The sequence below is a fragment of the Bacillus sp. S4 genome (genome assembly GCF_040838205.1).
Taxonomy (GTDB): domain Bacteria; phylum Bacillota; class Bacilli; order Bacillales; family Bacillaceae_G; genus Bacillus_A; species Bacillus_A cereus_U.
Genome location: NZ_JBFPJI010000006.1, coordinates 48901 through 57444, shown reverse-complemented (window position 1 = coordinate 57444; position 8544 = coordinate 48901). Strand labels below are relative to the sequence as shown.

Here is an 8544-nt window from a genome sequence, read left to right as displayed (position 1 = left end):
ATATAACACCACCCTCGTACTTAAATAGCCTACTTTTATGTTACAGAATATTCTTCTTTGTCGTCAATGTAAAACATCTACCATTTGATAAAAATTCATTTTTTAGACATGTTTGTATATGATGCGTATAATGTAAGAGCAACTGTACATAGAAAGGAGATAGCAACATGATTAAAATGTTTGTAAGTGATATCGACGGTACAATGATGCAACATGGAGGTCTAATTGATGAACAAGATATTGTAGCACTTCGCAGTCTTGCTGAGCAAAATGTTATTCTTTGTTTCGCTTCCGGGCGACTTGATAATGAAATCGCAGACTTAATGAAGGCTGTAAATACAAATTTCCATCGCATTAGTGTGAACGGTGTTTTCGTATATACACAAGAAAATAAACAACTATTATCTGCAACATTCGATTCCAGTATTCTACCTGATTTGTTATCAATGACAAATCAAGACCCTTATTTCCGTTATGTAAGTGATGAGCATAATTACTATATTGAAGAAAAGACACCTTTTATTCATGAACTCGAAAAACAAATAACAATGACTTCTGTTGAAGAACCAAATTTATTACAGAAAATCGATGATACAATTTTTCCAAATAAAATTTCTATCGGTGGAACAAAGGAAAACTTACAACTCCTTCAAAAAAAGATTGATGAAAAATTCCATGGAAAAGTTAGTACTTTCATTTCAGCTGAACAATGTTTAGATGTAATGCCACCCAATATTAGTAAAGGTTCTGCTATTTCTGTTTTATTACAAGAGTTTCAAATACAACCAGAGGAGGTTGCGTGCATAGGGGATTCTTACAATGATATTCCAATGTTTTCTTTAACTCCTCATAGTTTTGCTATGTCTCAAGCTGATGACGCGGTAAAAGAGCACGCTCACTATGTAGTAGATGCTGTCAAAGATGCCGTTAACCAAGTACTTGTTTATAATGAAGAAGCAAATAAAAATACGACTCGATCCTTATAAGGATGAGTCGTGTTTTTATTTCTTTACATGTTGAAAACATCAAAGTTCACTGTACTTCACAAACTGAAATATATTACTTGTTACGTGCGATGTTCGTAATAAACTTGTAACGATCCCCACGATAAATACATTTCACATACTCTAACGGTAACTCACCTTCTGAATATGACCATTGACGCATTACAAGTACAGGCGCCTTTTTAGGAATATGCAGATGTTCAGCTTCATTATCCGTTGCAATTGAAGCTTCAATTGATTGAGTAGCGCGAACAAGCTTAAAGCCCAGTTTTTTCTCTAAATGTTCATATAAAGATTGTTGCAATATTTCTTCGTTAATATCTTTCACAAGAGTTGGCGACAAATATGTCGTCTCAAATGCAATCGGTTCGTCATCAGCTAAGCGCGTACGCCTCACTTCATAAACCGATTCTCCCTCTTGTATTCTCAGCCGGTCTGCTATTTTAGCAGTAGCTGGAACTAGGCGGAAACTTAATAACTGGCTGCTCGGTTTCATACCACGAGAAATCATATCTTCTGTGAATCCCGTCATTCCTTGCAACTTTTGCTCCACTTTCGGAAGTTGGACGAACGTTCCAATCCCACGTTTCCGGTATAAATAACCTTGTTCCACTAAGTTATTAATCGCCTGTCTGATTGTCATACGACTCACTTCGAACTTATCACAAAGTTCATTCTCAGATGGAATTTTATCTCCCGGCTTCCATTCGCCTTCCTCAATTAGCTGTTTCACCCACTCTTGAATCTGATAATAGATCGGAAATGGTGAATACTTGTCGATGTTCATCAGCAATCGCCTCACTGCATAAAGATAGAGCTTCTGGATCTGCGATTACGGTTACATTCGGATGACGTTGTAAAACTGTAGCAGGACACGCCTCACTATATTCACCTTGCAATAGCTCTTTAATAGCTTCTGCCTTTTTAGATCCCATAGCAACAAGTAGAATTTGTTTTGCTTTCATAATACTTCCAATTCCCATTGTAATCGCATGAGTCGGCACATCTTCTTCATTTTCAAAGAAGCGAAGGTTTGCTTGGCGCGTAGATTCTGTTAATTCTACAATGTTAGTTGGAGAATTAAATGGTGTTCCTGGCTCATTAAATCCGATGTGACCGTTTTCACCGATTCCAAGAATCTGTAAGTCAACTGGGTTAGCTACTAGAATGCCTTCATAACGCTTGCACTCTTCCTCTAAATCACTTGCCATCCCATTCGGTACATAAGTTTGTTTAAATGGAAGATGATCAAACAACTGTTCTTGCATGAAATAGTGATAGCTGTTTTTATCTTCGTGTGGTAAATTTACGTACTCATCTAAGTTTACAGTGGTTGTATGACTTGTATCAAGTTTATTTTTTCGCATTTCTGCATAAATACCTAATGGAGAGCTTCCTGTAGCCATTCCTAAAGTTGGATTTTCTTTTGATTTTACAACCTCTTTAATTAACTTATAACCTGCTTCTGCTAATTCTTCTGGAGTTTTTACAACAAGAATATTCATCTTATTACTTCCCTTCCTTCATATGAATTCCTAAACGAACCGTATCATATACATGTAATTCTTCAGTCATAACAACAAAGTCTGCATCTTTGCCTGCCGCTAACGCGCCTTTATTATTTAATCCAAACTCTTCTGCTTGGTTAACTGATGTCATCAACACTGCATCCTCGATTGAACATCCTGTAAATTCAATTACATTTCGGAAAGCTTGATCCATTTTTAAAATACTACCAGCTAACGTTCCATCTTCTAATCGAGCACTGCCATCTTTTACATGTACTGGCTGTCCGCCAAGTTCATATAATCCTTCTTCAAGACCTTTTGCACGCATTGCATCTGTAATGACACTTACTTTTTTCGGCCCTTTTAATTTATACGCTAATTTCACCATATCAGGGTGAATGTGAATACCATCTGTAATTACTTCAACCATTACATCTGGATTTAATAACACATGACCAACAACTCCTGGTTCACGATGATGTAATCCACGCATTTGGTTATATAAATGTGTTGCATGTGTAATTTTTCTATTTTTCAGTTGTGCATCAATCGCATCTGTATGCCCCATTGTGCCAACAACACCTGTTTCAGCAAGATACTGTTCAAACTCTAACGCACCTTCTTCTTCCGGTGCATATGTTACTAATTTAATTAGATTACCGCTTGCTTCCTGCCATTGTTTAAATTGCTCGATACTCGCAGGAACAATATGTTCAAGTGGTTGTGCACCCGCACGTTTTTTTGAAACATATGGTCCTTCTAAGTGAATATATTCGAAATGTGCTCCTTTATCTTTCGCTTCCTTCGCAGCAAGTAGCGCCGCTTCAATCGCTTCTGGAGCTTGTGTCATTGTTGTTGGGAAGTAAGTTGTAACTCCTTCTTTTAACATTTCTTTACCAAGAGTTACTAATCCATCGCTATTTGCATCCATCGCATCAATATCGTATCCACCATGAATATGAACATCGATCATACCTGGAATCACAATCTTTCCTGCCGCATCTAACACAGTTTCATTTTCTTGTGATACATATTGAGCCATCAAACCAATTTCTTTAACTGTTTCTGCGTAACGAATAAATCCATTTTCCACTACTTCTTTACCTGTATAAATTTTGGCATTGATGACAACTTGCGTTTTCATTTTCATCGATCCTTTCCCATGAAATACCTACTTATTATTATTACCTTATTCGCCTAATTCCATCTTAATATACACACAAGTAGTTGTCTATACATTCTAATGAAATTTCCTCTTCGTTCAGCGAAAAAAGGAAATTGATTTCTTTTTCATTATAATATATATTATTCATTTTTTCCAAAATGGAAAATACCCTCTTATATAATTAGTTACTTAAGTAATGGCATAAAACCGCTAGCCCCCATAGTAATATGTTCACCATCTGTTTCTATTTCTACAGTACGTTTGTTTGTTCCGTATATCATTATACCACGCTGTTTTAATCGTCTTACTACACTTTGATGAGGATGCCCATACGGATTTCTACTCCCGTACGAAAGAATAGCGAATTGTGGATCTACTTTTTTTAAGAATGTTTCACTCGTTGAAGTATACGAGCCATGATGCCCAACTTTTAATACATCTGCATGTATATCAAATTGCTTTAATATTTCATTTTCCGTCCGTATATCAGCATCACCCATTAATAAAAAGTCCGCTTTACCATATCGAATCTTTAACACAATTGAGGACTCGTTATTCTCGTCTTTTGATTTACCATTGTTCAATACTTGTATAGAAACATGTGGATCTAGCGGTATGTATTGTCCTTCCTTCACTGAAATGAAAGGAATGCCCCTTTTTTTAATGTTATTCCGATACGTATGATAAGTAAATGAACTATATGTTTTCCCACTATCTAATACGAGTGAAACTGGCATTTGTTCTACAATTGGAATAAGCCCCCCTATATGGTCCATATCAGGATGAGTACTTACAATCACATCTAAATGATTAATTCTTTTTTCAATTAGTTTTTGAATAATAACCTCTCCCGCTTCATAAGGGCCCCCATCTATTAACATCGTTTGACCATTTGGCAATGTAATAAGTGTCGCATCACCTTGTCCAACTTTTAAAAAACTCACTTTCATTTTACCGAAATGTTGCCGCTGCATATGTATAGAAGACGTAGTATGAATAGACATCATATATCTTTTAGCCGATGCGCTGTTTAACGAAAAACATAATAAAACAGAAACCAACAATAGAATACTCCGTACACCCTTCATAGCTCGTCTCCTTTTTTCATTTAGTATGGCACGCTCTGTAATTGATATACAAAAAAAGCTTAGCAAAATGCTAAGCTTTTATTTTGATAATTCCTGTAAAGAACCAAAGAATAAATCTGCTTCATTCATTTGTTCATTTTCTTCCGAAAGAGGTGGTAAATCATCTAATGTTTTCAATCCAAACGTATCTAAAAACTCTTTCGTCGTTCCGTATAAAATAGGGCGCCCCGGTCCTTCCGCTCTTCCCGTTTCTTTTATAAGTAAGTGTGAAACTAACGTTTGTAATGCCTTGTCTGTTTTCACACCTCGAATCTCTTCCATTTCTGTCCTTGTAATCGGTTGACGGTACGCAACGATTGCCAACGTTTCAAGAGCTGCTTGAGACAGTGACGCCGTTGTTGGGGTATCTATTAATTTTTGATAGTATGCAGCATGTTCTTTCTTTGTTGCAAAACGATACACTTTTGCATATTGCACAATTTGCAGACCGCGATTCGATCCTTCACATTCTTTTTGCATTTCCTCTATACTGTTTATTACTTCTTCCACTTCAACTTCCAGAACTTTAGCTATCTGTTCCGGATAAATCCCTTCGTCACCTGCAACAAATAAAAGCCCTTCAATAATCGCCTTTTGTTCTTTTCTATCCATTTTACGAACTCCTTCCTCCTATTTTCCATAAAAAATACACATAAAAAAACCGAATCACAGTAAATGCGTTCGGTTCAATATTTCTTCTCTCGTTCCAAACGATACATTAAAACCTAACATGAGATAAAATATTTCTATCCCATCTTCACTTGCTGGCTCTATAAGGATTTATTAGAGCTTGATACGAAAATTTCATCAAAATTATGTTCTTGCTCAATTATGATTTGTTGATTTTTCATTAGCTCAAGAACCGCTAAAAATGTTACAACCATTATTTCACGTTCTTCATCAGCAAACAAATCATAAAAACTTTGACGACCGCCTCTTACTTCTAACTGCTGTAGAATATCCGTCATTCGCTGTGCAATTGGTATTTCTTGGCGAGTAATTCGCGTTGTTACGGGGGTCTTTGCTTTTTTACGACGCATTAGCTTTTGAAATGCCGCTAACATATCATATAACGTAACATCAAGAGGTAAGCTTGTCTCCTCTTCTTGTTGAAATGATGTAAAATCAATTGGCGGACGTGTATATAGCTGTGCTCTTTCTTGTTCTCTTTCTTTTAACTCAGTAGCAACTTGCTTATATTTCTTATATTCAATTAACCTCTCCATCAATTCTTGACGAGGGTCATCTATAAAGTCTTCACCGTTATCAGGTACATCTTCTTCTTGTTTCGGTAACAACATTTTACTTTTAATTTGTAATAACGTTGCAGCCATTACTAAATACTCACTGGCAACATCTAATTGTAATTCTTTCATCGTATGGACATAAGATAGATATTGCTCTGTAATTTCCGCTACAGGAATATTATATATATCGATTTCGTAACGATGTATTAAGTGTAACAATAGATCTAAAGGCCCTTCAAAAGCCTCTACTTTAAAATTATACTGCACAAAGCATCCCACCACATTTTTTCTATAACACCATAAGTATAGAGCATACTCATGTTCTATCCAACCTTTTTAAGAAATTTAATTAAAAATAGACCTATGCCCATGTCATAATGCCCACCGCTTCATATGATAACAATGTAGTAAGAACAATGTAGGAGGTCAAAAAACTATGGGTCACGTTGATTGTGGTTTTAGCGGTGGGTTCGCATTACTTGTTGTACTGTTCATTTTACTAATCATTGTAGGAGCAGCTTGCTTCTGCTAATAGGAAGCAAGAAAGCGACTAGGGATACTTCCCTAGTCGCTTATTGTTAATATTTCTATGATAAACTGTACATATAACCGTTAGACAGGAGCGAAAAAAAATGTATCCTACCGAGTACATACAATTTTTAATTCATTTTCACGGAGACTGTGATTATTTTGAATGTCATGAAATATTAGAAGAGTATTGGAAATTAAAACCTAGAGGAGAACGCGACACTTACTTAGTCGGTCTCATTCAAATTGCTGTTTCCTTATACCATCACAGACGATCCAACTGGAATGGCGCAGAGAAGATGATAAAAAGCGCAATAGCACTTTTAGAAAAGAACAGTGTGCCGTTACATCAATTAGGAATAGATCATAAACATCTTATATTCTTATTAAATGAAAGGTTACAATCTATCCACAAAAAGGAATTTTTCGCGCCGTTATTTTTACCATTATTAGACGCATCGTTAGAAAAACAATGCATACAGTTATGTAAAAAACAAAACCTCTCTTGGAAAGATGTGAATTTCATTCCTGGTGAATACATCATAAATAAGCACACATTGCGTGATCGAACAGAAGTCATTTCTGAACGACACGAACAACTACAAAAAAGAAAGCAGAGATAATAAACCACTTATCCCTGCTTTCATGAATGTATATTTTGTTCAAGCTCTTTACACTTTTTGCAAAAACTTGCTGTTTGCTCATTTCCGCAAATTGTAAACTCAAGAAATTTACTCTTAAGCTCTTGAACCATCTTCGTCCCAATCCCCATATGACGGTGAGACGGATTCACGCTCAAATGCTGAATTTCCAATACCTGATCTTCTTTTTTTATAATCCCCATTATCCCAACAAAATCTTCATTTTGTTTCCACAAATACAATTGCCAATCCTCTTTCGCTTCATACTCTTTCATTGTCAATTGTAATGTTTTTACATCTTTTTCAGTTGGCATAAATGAAAGAAGCCCCATTGCAATTTTTTCATAACTTTTTTTAAAACGAATTAACATAACCCTTATCCCTTCTTACAAAAGTTACAAACTATTTATCCCATCAATCACTCTTTTCATATCACATTCATTCTACAATATTTTTACCAGAGTGAGAAGAGGCTGAAACAACTTGATAATCATACAAAGCGTTAAGAAGAAAGTCAAATATATGTTTCCACGCTATTTCTCTCTATTACACCGCTCAAAAAAAGAGACAATACTGTATAGGAACTAAAAGGAGAATCCCTTTCTCATCACATTTCAATTATTAACCACTTTTGAACAAATTAGTTCTACCAAAAGCAATATGTTAAGAGAAATCCATTTATTGAAGCATATAATTCGTACTCCATTCTATGTATTTTGTTAAAAGTGTGTTCTGATGAACAATATATTTTAACGCTAGTAGTCGTCCTATTTGTGTCATATACTTTAAAATATATACCGATTCCTGTTTATAGAAAATAAAAAAAGAGAGCAAAATCGCTCTCTTTTTCTCATAACTTATTCTTCCCAAACTTTAACTTCTTTCATTACATCACCTTGACGCATGTTTAATACTGTTTCAATACCGCTTGTTGCTTTACCGAATACAGTATGTACGCCATCTAAATGCGGTTGTGGCTCATGAACAACAAAAAATTGGCTACCACCTGTATTACGGCCAGCATGTGCCATAGAAAGTGATCCAACAAGGTGTCTATGAGGATTTCCATCAGTCTCACATGGAATAGAGTAACCTGGGCCACCTGCACCTGTGCCTGTTGGGTCTCCACCTTGGCTTACGAAGCCAGGAATAACGCGGTGGAATGTCACGCCATCATAAAATCCTTGCTCTGCTAATTTTTTAAAGTTTTCTACTGTTTTTGGTGCCTCTTCTGGGAAAAATTCTAAATCGATTTTTTCGCCATTTTCCATTAATATGTATCCTAAAGTTTTCATATGTATATGTCTCCTTTCAACTATCTCAG

Annotated in this window: 11 protein-coding genes; 3 read left to right on the top strand and 8 right to left on the bottom strand. The window is 35.7% G+C overall.

Annotation, left to right across the window (positions count from 1 at the left end):
• Positions 1 to 167: 167 nt before the first annotated feature.
• On the top strand, positions 168 to 986 hold the full coding sequence (locus tag AB3X48_RS02005) for a Cof-type HAD-IIB family hydrolase (RefSeq protein WP_016106082.1): 819 nt from the start codon (positions 168 to 170) through the stop codon (positions 984 to 986).
• 73 nt (positions 987 to 1059) lie between these two features.
• Here the strand turns inward: AB3X48_RS02005 and phnF are convergent, their stop codons facing one another.
• From phnF to AB3X48_RS01975, 6 genes are all read right to left on the bottom strand, one after another.
• Positions 1060 to 1791: a phosphonate metabolism transcriptional regulator PhnF gene (gene phnF, locus AB3X48_RS02000; protein ID WP_078172874.1), complete on the bottom strand. Its 732-nt coding sequence runs from the start codon at positions 1789 to 1791 to the stop codon at positions 1060 to 1062.
• On the bottom strand, positions 1721 to 2509 hold the full coding sequence (gene nagB / locus AB3X48_RS01995; RefSeq protein ID WP_016106083.1) for a glucosamine-6-phosphate deaminase: 789 nt from the start codon (positions 2507 to 2509) through the stop codon (positions 1721 to 1723). The genes phnF and nagB overlap by 71 nt, the downstream gene beginning before the upstream one ends.
• Positions 2510 to 2513: 4 nt before the next feature.
• Positions 2514 to 3656 (bottom strand): N-acetylglucosamine-6-phosphate deacetylase, encoded by a 1143-nt coding sequence (nagA, locus tag AB3X48_RS01990; protein ID WP_002160622.1) that lies wholly within the window; start codon positions 3654 to 3656, stop codon positions 2514 to 2516.
• A 206-nt stretch (positions 3657 to 3862) separates the two neighbouring features.
• Complete coding sequence (locus AB3X48_RS01985) at positions 3863 to 4765, bottom strand: ComEC/Rec2 family competence protein (protein ID WP_016106084.1); 903 nt, start codon at positions 4763 to 4765, stop codon at positions 3863 to 3865.
• Between the two features lie 78 nt (positions 4766 to 4843).
• On the bottom strand, positions 4844 to 5416 hold the full coding sequence (scpB, locus tag AB3X48_RS01980) for an SMC-Scp complex subunit ScpB (RefSeq protein WP_002111604.1): 573 nt from the start codon (positions 5414 to 5416) through the stop codon (positions 4844 to 4846).
• A gap of 158 nt (positions 5417 to 5574) precedes the next feature.
• Positions 5575 to 6318 carry a segregation/condensation protein A gene (locus AB3X48_RS01975; protein WP_002111606.1) on the bottom strand — a complete coding sequence of 248 codons (744 nt, stop codon included), beginning with the start codon at positions 6316 to 6318 and terminating at the stop codon, positions 5575 to 5577.
• A gap of 169 nt (positions 6319 to 6487) precedes the next feature.
• On the opposite strand from AB3X48_RS01975, the gene AB3X48_RS01970 reads away from it, so the two are divergent.
• Together AB3X48_RS01970 and AB3X48_RS01965 are read left to right on the top strand one after the other, a co-directional pair.
• Positions 6488 to 6583 (top strand): YjcZ family sporulation protein, encoded by a 96-nt coding sequence (locus AB3X48_RS01970; protein WP_000510194.1) that lies wholly within the window; start codon positions 6488 to 6490, stop codon positions 6581 to 6583.
• 100 nt (positions 6584 to 6683) lie between these two features.
• Positions 6684 to 7202 (top strand): DUF309 domain-containing protein, encoded by a 519-nt coding sequence (locus AB3X48_RS01965; protein WP_002199444.1) that lies wholly within the window; start codon positions 6684 to 6686, stop codon positions 7200 to 7202.
• A 20-nt stretch (positions 7203 to 7222) separates the two neighbouring features.
• On the opposite strand, the gene ribT is transcribed toward AB3X48_RS01965, so the two are convergent.
• Both ribT and AB3X48_RS01955 read right to left on the bottom strand, forming a co-directional pair.
• Positions 7223 to 7591, bottom strand: coding sequence for a GNAT family N-acetyltransferase RibT (gene ribT / locus AB3X48_RS01960; RefSeq protein WP_000908403.1), 369 nt, complete (start codon positions 7589 to 7591; stop codon positions 7223 to 7225).
• A gap of 486 nt (positions 7592 to 8077) precedes the next feature.
• A complete protein-coding gene (locus AB3X48_RS01955) occupies positions 8078 to 8515 on the bottom strand; it encodes a peptidylprolyl isomerase (protein ID WP_000853785.1) in 438 nt (145 codons plus the stop codon).
• Between the last annotated feature and the right edge of the window lie 29 nt (positions 8516 to 8544).

Coding starts and splice junctions, on each gene's coding strand:
- AB3X48_RS02005 (WP_016106082.1), top strand. CDS start 168: ATGATTAAAATGTTTGTAAGTGATATCGACGGTACAATGATGCAACAT.
- phnF (WP_078172874.1), bottom strand. CDS start 1,791: ATGAACATCGACAAGTATTCACCATTTCCGATCTATTATCAGATTCAA.
- nagB (WP_016106083.1), bottom strand. CDS start 2,509: ATGAATATTCTTGTTGTAAAAACTCCAGAAGAATTAGCAGAAGCAGGT.
- nagA (WP_002160622.1), bottom strand. CDS start 3,656: ATGAAAACGCAAGTTGTCATCAATGCCAAAATTTATACAGGTAAAGAA.
- AB3X48_RS01985 (WP_016106084.1), bottom strand. CDS start 4,765: ATGAAGGGTGTACGGAGTATTCTATTGTTGGTTTCTGTTTTATTATGT.
- scpB (WP_002111604.1), bottom strand. CDS start 5,416: ATGGATAGAAAAGAACAAAAGGCGATTATTGAAGGGCTTTTATTTGTT.
- AB3X48_RS01970 (WP_000510194.1), top strand. CDS start 6,488: ATGGGTCACGTTGATTGTGGTTTTAGCGGTGGGTTCGCATTACTTGTT.
- AB3X48_RS01965 (WP_002199444.1), top strand. CDS start 6,684: ATGTATCCTACCGAGTACATACAATTTTTAATTCATTTTCACGGAGAC.
- ribT (WP_000908403.1), bottom strand. CDS start 7,591: ATGTTAATTCGTTTTAAAAAAAGTTATGAAAAAATTGCAATGGGGCTT.
- AB3X48_RS01955 (WP_000853785.1), bottom strand. CDS start 8,515: ATGAAAACTTTAGGATACATATTAATGGAAAATGGCGAAAAAATCGAT.